Raw genomic sequence first — 19,110 nt, 5'->3', positions numbered from 1 at the left:
CCCAAAGCCTACTGATTTCAGTGGGCTTTTTGTTTTTAATCGAGAATTTACAACATATAACGAATTGTCAATTCGATAGATTGATGGAGTTTGGGATTCGTATTAACTTAGCATCAAATGTTAGACCTAACCATGCAAACTACTGTGCTTAAAAAAATTTGGTTATCACCTCCCCATATGGGTGATAACGAACAGGCTTACGTAAAAGAGGCCTTTAATACCAATTGGATAGCCCCATTAGGCCCCAATGTTCAAGGTTTTGAAACTGCAATCGAAGAGTTTGTCGGAAATAATACTTATGCCACTTGTTTAAGTTCCGGAACAGCAGCCATCCATTTGGGTCTTCAACTACTTGGTGTTGGCCCTGGTGATGAGGTACTTTGTCAAAGTTTTACATTTGCCGCTTCAGTTAATCCCATTACTTATTTAGGGGCTTTCCCAATCCTTATCGATAGTGAGAGGGATACTTGGAATTTATCTCCTGAGCTCGTCGAAAAAGCAATTGAGGATAGATTGGCATTTGGCAAAAAACCCAAGGCCATTGTTGCGGTCCACCTTTATGGAATGCCCTATAAAATAGAGGAAATCCATGCTATTGCCAAGAAATACGATATTCCGGTGGTTGAAGACAGTGCTGAGGCACTTGGAAGTTCCTACAATGGTATAAATTGTGGCAGCTTTGGTGATATCGGAATATTATCTTTCAATGGAAATAAAATCATCACAACTTCTGGTGGCGGTGCCATGCTCTGTAAATACCAAAGCACCAAGGACAAAGCAGTGTTCCTATCTACTCAAGCAAGGGATAATGCCCCACATTACCAACACTCTCAAATAGGCTATAATTATAGAATGAGTAATGTGCTGGCTGGTATAGGTCGGGGACAGATGGAAGTTTTGGAGGACAGGGTTGCGGCAAGAAGAAATAATTATCAATTTTATAAGAAGCAACTTTCTGAGGTACACGGCATCTCATTTTTAGAGGAGCCAAACGGAGCATTCTCCAACAGATGGCTTACTTGCATACTTACAGATTCGTATGAGACTAGGGAGGCTTTGAGAAGGAACCTAGAAAAAGAAAATATCGAATCAAGACCTTTATGGAAACCTATGCATTTACAGCCGGTGTTTGAACAAACAATCTCTTATGCCAATGGGGTAAGTGAGGATCTCTTTAAAAGAGGACTATGTCTGCCAAGTGGCTCCAGTTTGGAAATAGAGGATTTGGAAAGAGTATGTCAAATCATTAAAAACGGATTAAAATGATCAGGGAATTCTTTTATAGGAGCGGAAGGAGATATGCTTCAAAATGGACCGTTTTGATCATTGATTTAGGGATTGTTTCCGTCTCGTTCATTTTGGCATACTTCATAAGGTTCAATTTGAGTTTCAACTTTGATGTTCAAAGGCTATGGACCCAGTTGCCCATAGTTGTTTCACTATTTTTATTGGCTTTTTTTATATCGGGTAGTTATAAAGGTGTAGTGAGGCATACGGGTATAAAGGATGTATATGCAATTTTTAATGCAGTATGTTTGGCCAGTATTGGGGCAATTGCTGTGGTCATGGTTAATAGATATTCAGGGTTTGATAATGAATTTACTATTCCGTTATCCATTATTATAATTAACAGTCTTCTTACTTTCATTGCCCTTGCGGCTTCAAGATATGTGTTTAAGATGAGTTATGAGGCACTCATGAATAGAAATGAGGCCCCAACAAAAAACTTGGTGATTTATGGTGCTGGCGAATCTGGGATCATCACATACAATACCTTGACCAACCATTCCAAAATGAGGGCCAGGGTTATTGGGTTTGTTGATAACAACCAGCAAAAGGTGGGAAAACAAATTAACGGAGTCAAGGTATACGACAAGTCTGTATTGACCAGGGAATTTGTTAAGTTCAACAATATCTCAGAGGTCATTTTTTCTATACAAACCATTAATCCCAAGCAGTTGAGAACTTTGGTCAACGAGATTGTAGATCTTCCAGTAAAAGTGAAAATAGTACCTCCGGTAGAAGATTGGATCAATGGTGAGCTTAAAATTTCCCAAATAAAGCGCGTACAAATTGAAGATCTTTTAGATCGCCCACCTATTGAGATTAGAAATAGCAAGGTTGAAAAAGACTTTGATGAAAAGGTTATTATGGTTACTGGCGGAGCCGGATCAATTGGGAGTGAGTTGGTACGGCAAATATGCAAGTACAATTATAGGACTCTCGTTGTTGTAGATCAGGCAGAATCTGCATTATACGATCTTCAGCAGGAGTTGAAACAAGCTGGATTTTTCAATTTTGTTCCCATTGTCGGAGACATAAGGGACAAAAACAAAATGCGGGTACTGTTTGAAGAGTATAAGCCGGACCGAATTTTCCATGCTGCTGCATATAAACATGTCCCACTTATGGAGCAGAATCCGTATGAAGCCGTGAAAATTAATGTAGCCGGAACCAAGACCATTGTGGATTTGGCCGTTGAATATGATGTGGAAAAATTTGTTTTCGTTTCCACGGACAAAGCAGTTAATCCTACCAATGTAATGGGGGCGACCAAACGCATTGCAGAAATGTACATTAGCTGTCGTCAACAAGAAGGTAAAACAAAATTCATAACCACCCGATTTGGAAATGTGTTGGGCTCTAATGGTTCTGTTATTCCATTGTTCAGGAAACAAATCGAAAAGGGAGGTCCCTTAACGGTAACCCATAAGGACATCACTCGATACTTCATGACCATTCCAGAAGCATCCCAATTGGTTTTGGAAGCAGGTGCTATGGGGCAGGGTGGAGAAATATTCATTTTTGACATGGGGGAATCTGTGAAAATTATGGATTTGGCCAAAAACATGATCAGACTTTCCGGCTTGCATTATCCTGATGATATCGATATCAAAATTACTGGGTTGAGACCAGGAGAAAAGTTGTATGAGGAACTTTTGGCCAACGGAGAAAATACGCTACCAACTTACCATGATAAAATTATGATAAGCAAAGTCCGTGAAATTGATTATGGGGCAACCAGAAGTATGATTGATGAATTGTGCATTTCCAATCTATTCTTTAAGGACAATGTGGTACAATTGATGAAAAGTATTGTACCGGAATACATTTCCAACAATTCCGATTTTTGTAAATTCGACAAAAAGGAACCACAAACGGATTTGAATAAGAAATCTGAAGTGCGGTTTTCTGAACTCAACAACTAAAAATGAATCTTCCTATGTTCCAAAAATTTAAACCAGCATTAATTGCTGTCGTTAGTGCATGCTTTGCTATCTCGTGCTCTCCTTCCAAAGATGTGGTCTATTTTCAAGATGCTGCCCAATTTGAAACTTTGGTGGATGATAATACCTTCACCACAAAATTCAAAGTGGATGACTTGGTCAGTATTCACATTTCTACATTGGACCCGGAAGCAAGTGCTCCGTTCAATTTGTACAGAGGTGCCGAGGAAGGCACGGGAATGCGTCCTGAGCAGGTGAATTATTTGGTTGATAAAAACGGAGAAATTGATTTTCCGGTAATTGGAAAAGTAAAGATTGAAGGACTCTCTCCAAGTGAGACCAGGTCTCTGCTCCGCGAAAAATTAAAAGATTATTTAAAGGATCCCATTATCAACATAAGAATCAGAAACTTTACGGTAACTGTTCTTGGTTCGGTTAACAGGCCGGGAACCTATCCCATTAACGGGGAGCAAATTACAATAATGGAAGCCTTGGGCTATGCAGGTGACATTAATATCAAAGGTAGGAAGGACAATGTAATGGTGATTCGGGACTTTGACGGAACAAAGGTTTATAACCGAATTAATCTCAATCAAAAGGAAGCACTCAAATCTCCAGTGTACTATTTAACCCAAAATGACGTGGTATACGTTGAGCCCAATAAATCGGGGAAATCCCAATCAAGCCTCGATCAAAGAGCCTCTATAGCAATTTCCATAGTATCAACTTTAATAACTTCTGCAGTTATTTTACTGACCAGAAATTAAATGGTTCGAAAAAGGAAATGAACATATTCTCAATCAAAGCATGAATAAAACAGCTGAATTTAATTTAAAAGAATTAATCAATTCTTATTTCAAGTATTGGAAGTGGTTTGTCTTAAGTGTTCTTTTTTTGTCACTTTTAGCTTTCATTTTTTTGCGCTACTCTATTCCCAAGTACAGTGCTACTGCGAAGATTCAGATTTTAGAGGAGAATGGGGCATCTTCCGAGTTGAGTGTTTTACAGGATCTTGATGTCTTCTCGGCAGGGAAGACCAAAATTGAAGACGAAATAGAATTATTAAAATCTAGAAGCAACTACATTCAAGTGGTCAAAAAACTGAGACTCAATGTTAGATATTTTGTTTTGGGGAATTTAAGAGATGATGAATTATATGGCGAAGATTTTCCTTTTACGTTAAATTTTATTTCCCCGGATTCAGTTGTAAATAAATCGAGACATATATTTTATGTTGATCTAGATTCAGATACTTCTTTTCAATATGGAGAGGATATCGATGCTCCATTTAAAAAGTACGATTATGGTGCCAAAATAAAAACCAAGATTGGAGATTTAATTTTGGTGCCCAATAATCAATATTTAAGTGAGTACAAAGGGAAAAGGCTAAAGGTGGATATAAATCCAATTCCACAGATTGCTGCTTATTACAGGGAACAAACCCTTGTGGCTCCTTCTGATAAAATGTCCAATATCGTAAATCTATCTTTGGTAGATCCTATCCAAGAAAGAGCTATTGATGTAATTAATGAATTAATTTTAACAAATAATCAAAACGCAGTTGATGATAAAAAGGCAATTGCGGATCGTACCACAAAATTCATCAACGATAGGATTACCGAAATTTATAGCAATCTTTCCTCGGTAGATCAGACAGCGGAATCCTTCAAAGAGAGTAGGGGAATAGCTGATTTGGGATCGCAATCCAATGTGAATTTTACCCAAAGTGCGGCGAGTGAAAGACAGTTGCAAGATGCCAGTATTCAATTGAATATTGCCAATTCCATGAAAGACCTTATAAGTGATCAAGAAGGATATGATATTATTCCCACCAATGTTGGTCTAAGCGATCCTGGCATAGCCAATGCCGCACAACAATACAACACCTTGGTCGCTCAAAGGAATCGATTATTGGAAAGTTCCAATGAGAAGAATCCTGTAATTGTAAAATTGGACCAGCAATTGGAAACCTTAAAAAGGGGAATGCAGTCCAGTTTGAACAATGTTACCAACAACCTAGATTTGCAAGTTAATAGCTTGAGCAAACAATTGTCTCAAATTAATTCCAGAATATATGCTGCCCCAAGTAATGAACGTGCTCTCAGAGACATTTCCAGACAACAGCAAACAACCGAATCCCTTTATTTATATTTATTGCAAAAAAGGGAAGAATCACAAATCACCTTCGCTTCTGCAGCACCAAAGTCCAAAATCGTGGATTCGGCCTATGGTTCAAATTTGCCAGTTTCACCCAAACCAAGAATTATATATTTAGCGGCGATTATCATCGGGTTATTGATTCCTTTTTCAATAATCTACATTAAAGATTTGTTGGATGATAAAGTTCACAACAAATTGGATTTGGAAAAACTGGTGGGTGATGTCCCCGTTCTGGCAGAAATTCCCAAAATAGGAAGAAAAGAGGTCAAACTGGTCCAAAAAGATGATCGTTCCGTGCTGGCCGAGTCATTACGAATTTTACGTACCAATATCGATTATGTTTTAAGAACAAGGAAATCTGGCGAAAAGGGCAATATCATTTTTGTCACGTCAAGTGTCCCTGGAGAAGGAAAGACCTTGGTTTCGTCCAATCTCGCAACAATTTTTGCCAATACCAATAAGAAAGTATTGTTGATCGGGGCCGATATTAGAAACCCTAAGCTGTATACATTTTTCTCCAACGATGACAGCTCCAGCAATGTGAAACTTGTTAGGGAAGCCAAAATAGGTCTCACGGAGTATCTCAATAATCCAGATCTTAACCTGAAGGATATTCTTGTGCCAACCACTGTAAATGCAAACACCATTGATGTAATTTATTCTGGTAAGATACCTCCAAATCCCTCTGAATTGTTGATGTCGGATCGGATCAAAACCCTATTTGAAAGCGTATCTGAAGTTTACGATTATGTTATTGTGGACACAGCTCCTTTAATGGTTGTGACAGATACTTTATTGATCAATCAATATGCCGACCAAATCCTGTACATTACCAAAGCTGAAGTTACAGAGAAGAAAGCCTTGGAATTCCCACTAAAGTTGATCCGCGAAGGTAAACTCAAAGGACTTTCGTTTGTGGTGAACAATGTAAAACAGGCAAATTTAGGCTATGGTGGCAAATATGGTTATGGCTACGGCAAGTCTGTTAAAAAGTGGTGGAGTTTTTCCTAATCAGAAAAAGGAATAGATTGTATTTTCAATAACTGGCAATAAGTGTTTGAGTTGTTTTTTCGAGACTCTGGTCTCTTTTAATAATTGAAGCTGTCGCATATTGTGCACGTCGGAACCCACAAAGTCGATTTGTCGATCTTCCAATAGTTTGCAAGCCATTTTGGTTGCCGCATCTCCGTAGGAGTCCGGATTAAGGGATAACAAGTTCATTTGAAAAAGAATTCCTGAGGCCTTCATGGCCGGATACTTACCATACTTCTGGTGTAGGTACATGTATCGCTCAGGATGCGCAAAAATGGGAAATAATTGGTTTTGTCCTATTTTCTCCACTGCCAAATCAAAATTAAAGGAGGGCTGTAAATAGGACATTTCAATCAAAATGTACTCTTTGTTTATCGGAACCACTTGGCCTTGCCCCAATAAATTCTCAAAGTTGTCGTCGATCATGTGTTCGGCAGCATACTCCACAATTGGATTCAAATCGGGAACTTTCTCCAAATGTTGGATTAGTAAATCATGTGCAGCTTTGATTGTTTTCGGAGTGTTGTCATATTGGTTGTGCATGATGTGTGGGGTACAGATTAGCTTTTTTACCCCCAATTCCGAAAAACCACGCAACAGTTCCACGGATTCCTGCACCGTTTTGGCACCATCGTCAATACCCGGAAGAATGTGGTTGTGAATATCCACCAATCCATGCAAGTAGTCGGCCAAATACACCTTCCTGTGGAAAAAATCGAACATGTCTAAAATTTGGATTGCAAAGATAAAGGATATGTATCGTTAATTTTAAACGAAGGAGTTCAAATTAATTCGTTGGTGCCCCTAAAACAAAGAACCGGTCTTTTTCGACCGGTTCAATGGATTCACTACTTTATTTCTTTAACTAAACTCAAGTACGAATATAGGGCATAGATCAATGGTAACGGATTAACAAAAGATCAAAAGGATTAACGAAAGATTAATAGGGGTAACCAAAAGGTAAATCCCTGCTGTTTTTTTGTTTATTTAGCACCATGCTCTCCAAAAGAAACATTTATGTACTTGTTTTTGTTGTGTCCGTCATTGGACTATTGGTGGTACAATATCAATATTTAAGGGTAGGCCTAGGTTTGGCGAGAGCACAGTTTTCTGAAAAAATTGACAAGACTCGTACCGACATCAATCAGGAACTGGCAGAGTTGAATTCGCTAACATACACCATCGGAAATGTCATTTTAAAGGATACCTCAGAGGTAAGGATAGGGTTGGATAGCCTAGAAAAGACGGCTCAGTACTATTTAAACGATTATATCTCTTATCAGTTGGGCGTATCAGGCATCGATGCGCCATTTACCTATTCTTTATTTGCCCGTGATTCAACGGTTTATTTGAGTTCGGTTAAGAAGCATTTAAGTGGGGAGGACAGGCTTACTTATCCTATTAAAATTGAAGGTTATTTACCGGAGCTTCTAAAGAAGGACATTGTGCTTGAATTGGGATTTGACGATCTAAACAAATATTTTTTAAGCCAGTTGAAAGGATTGACCATACCGGGGCTCATTTTCTTGTTGGCTATAATTGTTGTTGTAATTTGGGTGCTTCGTTCCTTTTATTGGCAAAGAAACATTATTACCACCACCAACGACTTTATCAATAATTTGACACATGAACTAAAAACCCCTGTTTTCTCTATCGGCCTGGCGAGCAAAATTTTGGAAGAGGATATCCCGGAACAAAAGAAACCGATTGTTGAACTGATAAGGCGGGAAACCGAACGATTGAAACAACATATCGACAAGGTTTTGGAATTGGCCAGTCTGGAATCGGGCAAGAAATTGATGCAGTTCGAAATAATCGACTTTAAACAGGAATTGGAGCGAATCTGTCAGGATTTTTCGTTGATCGCCAAAAGTGAAAACATTGAATTTGAGTATCAATTGGAGGATGGCAATTATACAATCAAGGCCGAAAAGTTCCATTTGGAAAACGTAATTGCCAACCTGCTCGAAAACGCCAAAAAATATGCCGATGAGCCTGTAGTCCGACTCAGGGCGCAGTTAAAAAACAGGCGGTTGCTCATTGCCATTTCTGACAATGGCCCGGGCATTGCCAAATCCGATTTGAAAAGAATTTTCAGAAAATACTATAGAGTCAAAAATGGAGATGTCCACAAGGTGAAAGGCTACGGACTCGGTTTGGCCTATGTGCAAAAAATTATTAGAATGCACCGGGGAAGCATTTCGGTGGATAGTGAACTGGGAAAGGGTACAACATTTACCATATCCCTTAAATTGAATAGCGATGGACAAAAAATATAGATTGATTTTGGTGGAGGACGACCCCTCACTTGGATACCTGTTATCCGAATATTTGGGTATGAAGGATTTTGATGTAACCTGGACCAAGGACGGCCAAAGTGCATTGGCCAAAATGGAGTCCAATGTGTTTGACTTGGCCATTTTGGATGTTATGTTGCCGGATATGGACGGTTTTGAGCTTTCACAGAAAATAAAGGCCCTAAATCCAAATCTACCTTTCCTGTTCCTGACTGCTCGCTCATTAAAAATTGATGTGCTCAAAGGATTTGCCATGGGGGCCGTGGACTATTTGAAGAAACCCATTGATGAGGAAGAATTGGTCGTTCGGGTCAACGCGTTGTTATCCAGGTTGGTTGCCGAAGAAAAGGAGGAAGAAATCGCACAAAATTATCAAATTGGGGACTATACACTGAATACGGAAAATTTTGAACTACGTTATAAAAACCAACCTATTAAGCTAACGGGAAAGGAATTTGACCTTTTGGCCCTGTTGGCCAAAAATCAGAACCAGCTTTGTCCACATAAGGAGATTTTGACCACCATTTGGGACAAGAACGATTATTTCAATAAAAAAAGTTTGAACGTATTTGTCTCGCATCTTCGCAAGCACCTATCCAAAGATTCCAGGATCAGTATCGTTAATGTCAACCGGCGTGGTTTTATGCTTCGGGTGGAAGAATAAATATTTAACGGGCATGGCTTGGTTTTTGAGGTAGGAATAGTATAGAACCACAAATCTTGTTCCCCATGTTCCGATTTTTCCGAAATAAAGAATCTAAACCCGACTTACAACAGTTGGATTGTTTGTATCGACAGACAGTCTCCCAATTACCGGTTAATGAACAGATTGCCTATTGTACCCGATTGATTGACCGTACTAATTATCAATTGCAACAGCCTTGTCCCAAAAAGGATTCAAAATGCCTGAAAGAACTGTTGCTGGCAGCCATCGCCGAAATAGATAAACTGGAATTGATAAGGCAAGTAAGTTGAAGGATATCGTTATTGACTTAAATCAATCATTTTTTTTGCCCTTGGCCATAGTTTTGTAAGCCTTTATAACAATTGGTTTATGAAACGATATGCACTGATTTCTGGTGTAGCCTACCTATTGATATTCGCAACGGGGTTCTATGCTAATTTTACCGTACTGGAATCCTTGGTCGACTGGGACAATATGGCCAATACCACTCAAAACTTTGTCCAGTTTCATTCAAATTTGGGATTGGGGTTGCTGGCTTTTCTTGCCATGCTATTTTTTGATGGGGTGTTGGTATTCACACTATTCCCGTTAACTCAAAGTGCCCATAGAAAACTGACCTACGTGGCATCCAGCTTACGCATGTTGCATGCGATTGGCTTTGCCATCGGCTTATTTGGGCTGTATAAAATATATCGCACGACCACAAATGTCAAATACCAGGGTATTGAAGGGCTGGAATGGACGATTCAACAGGCTTTGCATCATTTTGATACCGTTTGGACCATAGCCTTGGTCTTGTTTGGCATTCATTTGTTCCTATTGGGCTATTTATCCATCAGGTATAGTGCCTTCCCAAAATTAATCGGTTTGTTTTTGGTGGTAGCGGCTTCGGGCTATGTGGTCGAAAGCGGTGCCAAACTCTTTTTGCCATCATATTTTGACTATAGGCACCTATTTGAATACATAGTTATCTTTACCGGGATATTAGGGGAGTTCACACTTACTATTTGGCTACTTGCCAAGGGTTTTCTTGGTTTCAAAAGGAAAGAGGCATAGTATCACCACAAAACTTGTAACAAATTCAGCATTTGGAGTCTAACGGATTAGAGTAAAGTCAGGTCCAACAATAATCATTTAATGCGCAAGCATGTTGATTCAGATTTATACCTACAAAATAAGAACATTTTGAAAACACGATTAGACCCCAATAAAAAATACCCCATGATAATGCCTGATGGCACTGAGATAAAGACCGTGGTTCATTTAAACCAGGTAATCGACCATCCAAGAATCCAAATAGGCGACTTCAGTTATTTTGGGCATTTTGAGGTTTTGGATAATTACGCCGGTTTTTTGGCTCCCTATCTTTTTCCATTGAGTCCGGAAAAATTGGTCATGGGCAAGTTTTGCCAAATTGCCCATGGGGTGCGTTTCATCACCAGTTCGGCCAACCATTTTATGGGTGGGTTTTCGACCTATCCGTTCAACAATTTTATGATGACCCCAGAAACCACCATGGATGAAATACAGGCGATGTTCCAAGTGTCCGAGGCAAAGGGGGATACAGTAATCGGCAATGATGTTTGGATTGGAATGGAAGCGGTGATCATGCCCGGGGTTACTATTGGTGATGGCGCCATAATTGGTTCCAGATCGGTTGTGGTTAAAGATGTTCCCCCGTATACCATTGTAGGGGGCAATCCGGCCCAGCCTATTAAAAAACGTTTTGACGATAGCGTAATACATGCTCTGTTGGAAATTCAATGGTGGAACTGGCCTATTGAAAAAATCGAAAATAATTTGGAGGCCATATTGAACACAGATGTCAAAATTCTTAGGGATATCGCGTAAAATGCAGTAAGTTTAGGATAGCTAATTGCAATTCAAATTCCATGAAGAAGACTATCCTATTTTTTACACTCATTTTTTTATGCACCCATGCATTTGCCACGGAAACGAAGCTAATGGTCCGTGCCAAGGCCAAAGATGCCAAGTTTGTGGGCAGTTCCATCGGTGGAGCGCATGTAATCGTTAGAAATGCCATCAATGGACAAATTTTGGCAGAAGGGACCACCCAAGGCAGCACTGGGAATACCGATTTGATCATGAAGACAGCCAAGGAGCGATTTGGCCAAATTTCGGAGGAAAGCACGGCAGGTTTTTTGGCCATTGTTGATATTGACGAACCCACTTTTGTGACCATTGAGGTCATATCACCCATTAATAAAAGAAATGCACAAGTACATGCCACCACAGAATTATGGTTGCTGCCCGGTAAGGACATTCTTGGGGATGGGGTAGTGGTGGAGATACCCGGATTCGTCATTGATATTTTAAAACCGAACACCCATCAGTACATTCCATTGGCTTCCTTAAAAGAAACAGGGTTGGATATCAAGGCCAACGTTGTAATGATGTGTGGTTGTCCCATCGAGGAAGGGGGCTTATGGGATTCCAAAATGATGGAAGTCACGGCCTTTCTTAAAAAAGATGGTAACCTTATCAAGGAATTACCGCTTAAAAATCTATCCCGCAACCTATTTGAAGGGAATGTTGCCATTTCTGAGGCTGGCACCTATGAGCTAACCGTAACGGCCTATAATGCGACCACGGGCAATACCGGAGTGGAAAAGGTAAACTACGTGATTACCAACTAAAAATCTTTTGAAAAAGGCACTGTTCATAAAAGTGCCTTTTTTTATTTCCTCCTTTTGATATGAAAAAAATCTTCCTTTCGAGTGTCGTGATGGCCATATTGGTGATGGGCTGTAAAGAAACGGAACAAACCCCTGAACTTTTGGATGAAGGCATTCCATTGGCAATGGCCGATTATCGGAAACAGCAGGTTTCCAATGTGGTGTACGACCTTTCTTTTGAAATCCCCGATAGCATTTCAGCACCTATTCCCTCCCGGTTAAAACTTCATTTGGAGTTGAACGATTTGAAGCAACCCTTGTATCTAGACTTCAATGCAGATGCTGCCCTGTTGCACGGACTTATTGTGAATGGAAAAACTCAGGAAATTGAACATCAAAAGGAACATTTGATCATATCCGAGGGATTGCAACTTGGGGACAACACAATTGAAATCGAGTTTCATGCAGGAGAACTTTCCTTGAACCGTAACGAAGATTTTTTGTATACCCTTTTGGTGCCAGACAGGGCAAGTACCCTATTCCCCTGTTTTGACCAACCCAATATCAAAGGCAAGTACGTTCTTTCTGTTTCGGCGCCTTCGGACTGGAAGGTTTTGGGCGGAGCCCCGTTGGAGTCGAGTCATGTGAATGGCGATCGGATTCAATATGAATTTGGGGAGAGCGACCCCATGAGTACCTACCTATTTTCGTTCGTTGCCGGTAAATTTGAAACTCAAACCGAAAATCCGGGTCTCTTCAATATGGAATTTCTTTACCGGGAAACCGATTCAGCAAAAATTAAGTCGAGTGTCATCCCTGTTTTTGAACTGCATCAAAAAGCCATCGACTTTTTAAAGGACTATACCCAATACGATTTTCCATTTCAAAAACTCGATTTTGCAGCCATTCCAGGGTTTCAATATGGGGGAATGGAACATGTGGGGGCCATTCAATACCGACAATCAGCCTTGTTTTTGGATGAAACCGCCACGGAAAACCAACAATTAAGCCGTGCCAAACTCATAGCACACGAAACGGCCCATATGTGGTTTGGCGATCTGGTTACCATGGATTGGTTCAACGATGTGTGGATGAAGGAGGTGTTTGCCAATTTTATGGCCGATAAGATCATCAATCCCACATTTCCTGATATCAACCATAGGTTGAATTTTATGAACTCCCATTATCGCGGGGCCTATGGCGAGGATAGGACACGGGGTACCAATCCCATCAGGCAGCAGTTGAACAACCTGAAGAATGCCGGAAGTTTGTATGGTGGCATCATTTACAACAAGGCTCCCATTATGATGCGGCAACTGGAAGCGGCCATCGGCGAAAAGGAATTTAAGGAAGGCATACGGGAGTATATCGCCAAGTACGCCTACGGCAATGCCACTTGGAACGATTTGGTGGATATTTTGGACCAAAGAACGCCCAAGGACTTGAAAAAATGGAGTGAAGTTTGGGTAAATCAATCAAGTAGACCGGTATTGTCGGAATCCATTATTTACCAAAATAACAAAATAACCTCCTTTACACTTTCCCAAAAGGCGGAGGACGGTAGTGATAAATTGTGGCCACAAACTTTTGAAGTGGCGCTGGTTTACCCAGATAGCACCTACACGTTGGAGGTTTCCATAACCGATAAAAAAACCGAACTAAATGGGGCAAAGGGTTTATCTGTCCCACAGGCCATCATTTACAATTCCAATGCCTTCGGTTACGGGGTGTTCCCAATGCAACCCGATGATGTTAAGATAATTCCTGGTTTAAAAGATGAGGTGGCAAGGGGCTATGCCTATTTGAACATGTACGAAAATGTGCTTACCGGTAATTTGGAGGTGAAAAAGGTAATGCCCGTTGTACTGCAGGGCATTCAATCCGAAACCAACGAACTCATCCATGGACTACTTTGTGGTCAGGCTTCCGGTTTATTTTGGGGCTTTTTGTCACCGGAAGAACGGGAAATTGTGCAACCGGATATGGAACAGGTACTTTGGAAGGAACTCACTGAGGGCAAGCACACATCGAATTTTAAAAAGAACATCTTCAATCTTTGGAAAGGTATGGCATATTCCAAAAAAGGAAAGGAAAGGTTGTACCGCGTTTGGAACAAGGATATGACCATTGCCGACCTGCGGTTGAACCAAGATGACTTTACCAACATGGCGATGGGTTTGGCACTTTTTGGGCATGAAGCATCCGATGTTATTTTGGAAACGGCGAAGGAGGCCTTGACCAATCCGGATAAGATAAAACGATTTGAATTTTTGAGACCCGCCCTATCATCGGATGTTTTGGTCCGAAACCAATTTTTCGAGTCATTTCGCGATGCCAAAAACCGTGAGAAAGAAGCTTGGGTACTGACCGCCTGTGGCTATCTTCATCATCCGTTGCGGCAACAGGAGTCAGTTACCATGGTGCCCCTGGCTTTGGATTTGTTGGAGGATATCCAAAAAACCGGTGATATCTTCTTTCCAAAGCGCTGGTTGAGTACCACAGTGGGCCAATACCAATCTGGGGAAGCCTTACAAATGGTTGAAATGTATTTGGAAAGTCGTCCAAACTTAAATCCTTCACTCAAAGGCAAACTACTACAGGCCACCGACGACCTGTACCGATACCAAAATTTGCTGGGGAATTAGTTTTTTTGGGAAAGTCTTTTTCGAATTCGACTCAACGATTCGGGTTTAACGCCCAAATAGCTTGCTAAATAATATTGGGGTACCCGTTGTAATAGGGCAGGTTGATGCTTCATGAGGTTCAAATAACGTTCTTCGGGGGTTGAGGTCATGAACCGGGCCAATTTTTCTTGCTGCGCACCAAGTTCCTCTTCGATGGAAACACGGCAAAGCGATTCGAAACCGTCCACTTTTTTAAAAAGTTCCTGCTCCATTTCATACGTGAGTACGGCCAATCGGCAATCTTCCACACATTCCAAATAATGGTTGGCTGGAATCTTCAAATTGTAGCTCTGCAACGAGGAAATGGCTTCTTCTTCCAAATAAAACTCTGTGGTGCGTTCTTCCCCATCAATTACATAGTACTTGCGCACAATGCCCTCAATGTTAAAATAGGATTCCCGCGATATCTGTCCTTCGCGAAGTAAAATTGATCCCTTTTCAAAAGATTTGATGGGTATGGAGGATGCAATGATTTCCCTTTCTACACCACTTAAGGGAAGGAACCGGGCAATAAGATCTGCGATTTCATTCTTCATGGTGCGCTAAAATTACCCAATTATTTTATACACAGATGGTTAAAGAAATATTGACTTTTATTACCGTTGAAGTATGTAACATTTGTTACATAATAATTAACATAAATATCTGATAAACAATTATATATATGATTGTTATCATAGATTTTTCAGTTTCATGAAATTAACTTGCACAGTGATTTTTTAAAGTTCGAGTACCATGAAAAAAATTGTATTGATGGTGATTGCCGTTCTAGGAACAGCAACACTTATGGCACAGGATAGGGATAGGGACAGGCTCCAGGATCCCGATCAAGACCGAGACCGTGATCGTTTAATGTTGGTTGACGGAGATGTACTGCAAATCCGTGATCGCGACCAAATTCGCTTGCAAGACCCCATTACGCTAAGCGATGGAACGGTTGTTAATCCAAATGGAACCTATATGACCCGTGACCGGGACAGACTTAGGTTAAAAGACGGTGAATGTTTGGATAATGATGGTATCAAATACCGTAACGAATACCAATACCGTTACAAAGTAATGCAAGCAGATAAAGGCTTGACCAATGCACAGATCCAGGAACGAAACCAAAACAGGTTCCAGGTAATGCTCATTGATGGGGAACTTTATCAAATTAGAACCCAATCACAAAATAGATTGCAACAACGATTGGAGTTGGCCAATGGCGGCGCCATTGATCCCGATGGTTCTTATATGAACCAAAATCGTCAGCAATTGAGGCTTCAAGATGGTGAATGTTTGAACCTAAACGGTGAAAAGTTCACCAACATGTACCAACATCGTAAAATGATGCTTCAAAAAAACATGAAGAACATCAAGAACATGAAGTCCAAAAAAGCCAATCTTCAAAAGAAGAAAGGTGGACAGATCATGTAATTGACTTTGGGTTCGGGGCCATGCCACCTAGTACGGTGGCATGGCTCTTTAGCCATCAAAATGTTGGGTCATGAAACAAATTGTTTTCTTCTGTTTAGCGCTATTGGGCACATTTTGGGCCTACGCCCAAAAAACGACCCAAGAAAAAACCAATGACGAGTCTTCCTATTTCTTGGTGGACATGAGTTATATGAACGATGCCGTTTTTATGGGGCGCAGGGATTCCATTGCTGCACCTTATCTTCTACCATCCATTGGTTACTATGACAAGTCGGGATTTTTTGCCGATGCAACGGCGTCCTATCTTACCAGCTCCGATGAACAACGTATCGATTTATTTTATTTGACCGGAGGGTATTTGTTCGATACCGACAAATGGAGTGGCGGTATTTCCGGAACAGCGTATTTCTTCAATGAAGCAAGCTACAATGTGCAATCTGAGGTAGTGGCCGATATTACTGGATTGTTGAGTTATGATTTCAAGGTATTGGAATTGTCTGTTTATGCCAGTTCCTATTTTAACAAGAATAGTTCTCCCGACCTCTTCTTGGGATTCTTGGCCGATAAAACCATCTATGCCTTCGAGCGGAATTTAATGATCACGCCCCGAATTTCAGTATTTGCTGGATCTCAATACTTTTATGAAGAGTACTATACCACCAGTCGGTTGGGCAGTAGGAAGGGTACAGGCAGTGGAAGTGGTCAAGGAGGTACGACCACGGAAACCATTACCAATGTGGAAATCGCAGAGGCCTCCGAATTCAATATTCTGAACATGGAATTGAGCCTACCGATACAACTGCATCAAAAACATTTTATCTTTTCATTTACCCCCACATGGGCGTTTCCCCAAACCAGTGCCACCCTTACCACGGACGAAGGTGTGTTTGAGGAGGATTTGGAGAATGTATTTTACTGGTCCTTGGGAATCAGTTATTGGTTCAATACCAAAAAGAACAATTAGGATTTAGTCTTTTTTGGGTAAGTACAATGTAAAGGTTTGGCCCTGTGTTTCTATGGCATCCAAGTGTCCCATAAAGGATTTGTCCTTCTTCAAAAAGTGAATGTGCACAAAACTGTCGTGATGGGTGTAAATCCCCTGATGGTGATCCGAATAAAATCCGATCAATTCCCCTTTGGTTCCTTCAAAAGAAAATTTTTGTGATTTTATCCCTTCGCGAAATCCTTCAACATCAGGGTTTCTCGGAGTAACAATATGTGCCGTCAATCCATCAAAAGTGCCTTTTATCCGAAAGGGAAATGGTTGATCGGTATCATACCCATTTGCCATTGCGATTTTGGCGACCATATCTTGAATGTCTTGGACGCTTTTGAAGTTTCCTTTAATGTTGAACGATTTCCATTGATCAACATGGGCATACACAAAAAAGGGAGCGCGGATATCCCAGCTTTCTCCCACTTCGTAACTGCCCTCCACAAAAGCAGTGGCAAAGTAGGGCGTGCCGTCCACAACGGTTATTTCGCCCTTCATTTTATCGTAGGGTCCCATCCCGAACAAATGGGATTTATTGGGAATGGAATCCAACCACATATTGTAGTCATAGGTGTTTCCCATGGCATTCATGGCACCTGAATAATGCACATGCGGCATTTGGGCCTGTAGGTTGATGGTGAATAGCGCAATGGTAAGTAAGGAGGCAAGGAATTTTAAGTTCATTGTTATGTTGAATTATAAAATAATGTTGAAAAGATAGCCCGAAAGGATGATGCAGAGCATCACCACGCCGAAAAATATGCCGATCAATTTAAAGGTCATCACTTTTTTGAGCAACATGGCTTCGGGCAATGAAAGCCCCACAACGCCCATCATAAAGGCAATGGCCGTACCCAAGGGGATGCCTTTTGCCACCAAAACCTGGACAATGGGTAGGATACCGGACGCATTGGAATACATGGGAATGGCAAGGATGGTTGCAATCGGGACGGCGAGGAGGTTTTCCTTGGCCATGTATTTTTCAAAGAAACCTTCGGGGATATAGCCGTGCATCAACCCACCGATAGCAATACCGATAATGACATAGGGGAGGACCCCTTTCAATATCTTTAGGGCTTCCTGCCAAATAATGGGCAAACGTTGTTTAAATGATTGTTTTTCGGCCTCAAATCGCTCTTGATCACGTTGTGCATTGTCCAACACTTCCTTGGCCCAAGGTGTGAGGTGTTTTTCCAATCGTAACTTTTGCAAAATCAGCCCGGAAATTGTGCCCAAAAGAATGCCGCTAAACACGTAAAGGATGGTGGTTTTTACCCCGAACAGTCCTACAAAAAGACCTATGGCCACTTCGTTCACCAAAGGTGAGGTCACCAAAAAGGCAAAAGTGACCCCTAAGGGAATACCACCCCTCACAAATCCTATAAAAAGCGGTACGGATGAACACGAACAAAAGGGGGTAACCACACCAAATAGACTTGCCATGAGATATTCGGCACCGTATAATTTGTTTCTTGACAGATAGTTCTTGACCCTATCAATAGGAAAATAGCTGTTCACAACGCCCATTAAGAAGACCACAGTGAACAACAACAGCAATATTTTGATACTGTCGTAAATGAAGAAATCCAAGGCTTTGGCCAGATGGTCTTCAGGGTTCAATCCCATGACGCCATAAACCAGCCATTGGGCCATATGTTCCAGCCAATCAAACATTTGGTTAAGCAATTTATGTTATCGCAGGAAGGCCAGTACTTCATCCTTGGAGGGAACGCGTCCTTTGAGGACCACATTTCCGTCCACCACCAATGCAGGGGTAATCATTACATTGAATTTCATGATGTCTGCAATATCTTCCACTTTTTCCACCGCAGCATCTATTTGATGTTCAGCGACCACATCTTTTACGACTTTGGTCAAATTTTGACATTTGGGGCAACCGGTACCCAAGATTTGAATGGAGTGTTTCATCGTTTTCCTGTTGAATGTTTACTCAATAATATTTATCGAATTTCATCGCA

17 protein-coding genes are annotated in these 19,110 nt (G+C 40.9%); 12 read left to right on the top strand and 5 right to left on the bottom strand.

The window, feature by feature from the left end; translation table 11 throughout:
• The first annotated feature begins 117 nt into the window (after positions 1 to 117).
• Genes EO131_RS04480 through EO131_RS04465 form a run of 4 tightly spaced genes read left to right on the top strand, consistent with a single transcriptional unit; the run spans position 118 to position 6,398 of the window.
• Positions 118 to 1,266 carry a DegT/DnrJ/EryC1/StrS family aminotransferase gene (locus EO131_RS04480; RefSeq protein WP_313790023.1) on the top strand — a complete coding sequence of 383 codons (1,149 nt, stop codon included), beginning with the start codon at positions 118 to 120 and terminating at the stop codon, positions 1,264 to 1,266.
• Entirely contained in the window at positions 1,263 to 3,209 is a 1,947-nt protein-coding gene (locus EO131_RS04475) for a polysaccharide biosynthesis protein (RefSeq protein ID WP_127019324.1), read from the top strand. Before EO131_RS04480 ends, EO131_RS04475 begins: the two co-directional genes overlap by 4 nt.
• 14 nt (positions 3,210 to 3,223) lie before the next feature.
• Positions 3,224 to 3,994, top strand: a complete 771-nt coding sequence (locus EO131_RS04470) for a polysaccharide biosynthesis/export family protein (protein ID WP_127019322.1) — start codon at positions 3,224 to 3,226, stop codon at positions 3,992 to 3,994.
• A gap of 40 nt (positions 3,995 to 4,034) precedes the next feature.
• Positions 4,035 to 6,398, top strand: coding sequence for a GumC family protein (locus EO131_RS04465; RefSeq protein ID WP_127019320.1), 2,364 nt, complete (start codon positions 4,035 to 4,037; stop codon positions 6,396 to 6,398).
• Here EO131_RS04465 and EO131_RS04460 read toward each other — a convergent pair whose 3' ends face one another.
• The gene (locus EO131_RS04460) at positions 6,399 to 7,142 is read right to left on the bottom strand and encodes a tyrosine-protein phosphatase (RefSeq protein WP_127019318.1); all 744 of its coding nucleotides are present in this window, start codon (positions 7,140 to 7,142) and stop codon (positions 6,399 to 6,401) included. It lies immediately after the preceding gene.
• Between the two features lie 272 nt (positions 7,143 to 7,414).
• Between EO131_RS04460 and EO131_RS04455 the strand changes: the two genes are divergently transcribed.
• The 6 genes from EO131_RS04455 (at position 7,415) to EO131_RS04430 (ending at position 14,682) form a co-directional block, all read left to right on the top strand.
• Positions 7,415 to 8,698 carry a sensor histidine kinase gene (locus EO131_RS04455; protein WP_127019316.1) on the top strand — a complete coding sequence of 428 codons (1,284 nt, stop codon included), beginning with the start codon at positions 7,415 to 7,417 and terminating at the stop codon, positions 8,696 to 8,698.
• Positions 8,682 to 9,380, top strand: a complete 699-nt coding sequence (locus EO131_RS04450; protein ID WP_127019314.1) for a response regulator transcription factor — start codon at positions 8,682 to 8,684, stop codon at positions 9,378 to 9,380. The genes EO131_RS04455 and EO131_RS04450 overlap by 17 nt, the downstream gene beginning before the upstream one ends.
• Before the next feature lie 390 nt (positions 9,381 to 9,770).
• Positions 9,771 to 10,457, top strand: a complete 687-nt coding sequence (locus EO131_RS04445) for a DUF4386 domain-containing protein (RefSeq protein ID WP_127019312.1) — start codon at positions 9,771 to 9,773, stop codon at positions 10,455 to 10,457.
• A gap of 129 nt (positions 10,458 to 10,586) precedes the next feature.
• Entirely contained in the window at positions 10,587 to 11,252 is a 666-nt protein-coding gene (locus tag EO131_RS04440; protein WP_241243789.1) for a CatB-related O-acetyltransferase, read from the top strand.
• Between the two features lie 41 nt (positions 11,253 to 11,293).
• Positions 11,294 to 12,058 carry a hypothetical protein gene (locus EO131_RS04435; RefSeq protein ID WP_127019308.1) on the top strand — a complete coding sequence of 255 codons (765 nt, stop codon included), beginning with the start codon at positions 11,294 to 11,296 and terminating at the stop codon, positions 12,056 to 12,058.
• A 59-nt stretch (positions 12,059 to 12,117) separates the two neighbouring features.
• On the top strand, positions 12,118 to 14,682 hold the full coding sequence (locus tag EO131_RS04430) for a M1 family metallopeptidase (RefSeq protein ID WP_127019306.1): 2,565 nt from the start codon (positions 12,118 to 12,120) through the stop codon (positions 14,680 to 14,682).
• Here EO131_RS04430 and EO131_RS04425 read toward each other — a convergent pair.
• Positions 14,679 to 15,257 carry a Crp/Fnr family transcriptional regulator gene (locus EO131_RS04425; protein WP_127019304.1) on the bottom strand — a complete coding sequence of 193 codons (579 nt, stop codon included), beginning with the start codon at positions 15,255 to 15,257 and terminating at the stop codon, positions 14,679 to 14,681. The genes EO131_RS04430 and EO131_RS04425 overlap by 4 nt on opposite strands.
• Before the next feature lie 199 nt (positions 15,258 to 15,456).
• On the opposite strand from EO131_RS04425, the gene EO131_RS04420 reads away from it, so the two are divergent.
• Both EO131_RS04420 and EO131_RS04415 read left to right on the top strand, forming a co-directional pair.
• Positions 15,457 to 16,137, top strand: a complete 681-nt coding sequence (locus tag EO131_RS04420; protein ID WP_127019302.1) for a DUF6799 domain-containing protein — start codon at positions 15,457 to 15,459, stop codon at positions 16,135 to 16,137.
• A 70-nt stretch (positions 16,138 to 16,207) separates the two neighbouring features.
• Positions 16,208 to 17,101 carry a hypothetical protein gene (locus EO131_RS04415; RefSeq protein ID WP_127019300.1) on the top strand — a complete coding sequence of 298 codons (894 nt, stop codon included), beginning with the start codon at positions 16,208 to 16,210 and terminating at the stop codon, positions 17,099 to 17,101.
• A 3-nt stretch (positions 17,102 to 17,104) separates the two neighbouring features.
• Here EO131_RS04415 and EO131_RS04410 read toward each other — a convergent pair whose 3' ends face one another.
• From EO131_RS04410 to EO131_RS04400, 3 genes are read right to left on the bottom strand one after another with little or no spacing between them, the layout of a single operon-like run.
• Entirely contained in the window at positions 17,105 to 17,815 is a 711-nt protein-coding gene (locus tag EO131_RS04410) for an acetolactate decarboxylase (protein WP_127019298.1), read from the bottom strand.
• A gap of 12 nt (positions 17,816 to 17,827) precedes the next feature.
• Positions 17,828 to 18,805, bottom strand: a complete 978-nt coding sequence (locus EO131_RS04405) for a permease (protein ID WP_127019296.1) — start codon at positions 18,803 to 18,805, stop codon at positions 17,828 to 17,830.
• An 18-nt stretch (positions 18,806 to 18,823) separates the two neighbouring features.
• Positions 18,824 to 19,060: a thioredoxin family protein gene (locus EO131_RS04400; protein ID WP_127019294.1), complete on the bottom strand. Its 237-nt coding sequence runs from the start codon at positions 19,058 to 19,060 to the stop codon at positions 18,824 to 18,826.
• Positions 19,061 to 19,110: the final 50 nt, after the last annotated feature.

The sequence above is a fragment of the Flagellimonas beolgyonensis genome, from assembly GCF_003992615.1.
GTDB lineage: Bacteria > Bacteroidota > Bacteroidia > Flavobacteriales > Flavobacteriaceae > Flagellimonas > Flagellimonas beolgyonensis.
This window is presented reverse-complemented; position numbering and strand designations above follow the sequence as displayed.